Genomic DNA, 1,035 nt, shown 5'->3' on the forward strand with positions numbered 1-1,035 from the left:
TCTCAACACGCTCATTTGAGATTTGAGAAATATGAACCAAGCCATCTTTACCAGGCAAGATATTAACGAATGCACCGAAATCAACGATACGCTCAACTTTACCTTCGTAAACCTGACCAATTTCAGCTTCAGCAGTGATACCCATAATCATATCGATAGCTGCTTGAGCACTCGCATTGTCTTCACCAAATACCTTGATAGAACCGTCATCTTCGATATCAACTGATGCACCAGTCTGTTCAGTAATAGAACGGATCGTTGCACCACCTTTACCGATAACGTCACGAATCTTGTCAGCGTGAACACTCATGGTACGCATTGCAGGAGCCTTGTCAGACAAGTTCTCGCGAGATGCATCAATTACCTTGTTCATTTCACCAAGAATATGAATACGAGCATCGTGTGCCTGCTTAAGTGCGATATCCATGATCTGCTCATTGATACCTTCGATCTTGATATCCATCTGCAAAGCAGTAATACCTTCGTCAGTACCCGCTACTTTAAAGTCCATATCGCCTAAGTGATCTTCATCACCCAAGATATCAGTCAGAACGGCAAAGTCATCACCTTCTTTAACCAAGCCCATTGCGATACCCGCAACTGGCGCAGCTAAAGGTACACCCGCATCCATCATTGCCAAGCTGCTTCCGCAAACACTTGCCATTGAGCTAGAACCGTTAGATTCTGTGATTTCAGATACACAACGAATTGTGTATGGGAATTCCTCAGCGGTAGGCATAAGCGCCTGAAGACCACGCTTAGCCAACTTACCATGACCGATCTCACGACGACCTGGAGGACCCATACGACCACACTCACCTACAGAGTAAGGAGGGAAGTTGTAGTGCAACATGAAGTTTTCTTTGTATTCGCCAGCATAATCGTCAACGATCTGTGCATCACGAGAGGTACCTAGCGTTGTCGTAACAATCGCCTGAGTCTCACCACGTGTAAACAAAGCTGAACCATGAGTATTCGGCAGTACACCCACTTCAACCTTTATAGGACGAACAGTGCTGTTGTCACGACCATCGA

At 45.6% G+C, this 1,035-nt stretch carries 1 protein-coding gene; it reads right to left on the bottom strand.

Annotated elements, in window-relative coordinates; all coding sequences use genetic code 11:
• On the bottom strand, positions 1-1,035 hold a 1,035-nt coding region (gene pnp, locus A3756_RS05225; RefSeq protein WP_068553019.1), incomplete at both ends, for a polyribonucleotide nucleotidyltransferase.

This window comes from Oleiphilus sp. HI0086 (assembly GCF_001635225.1).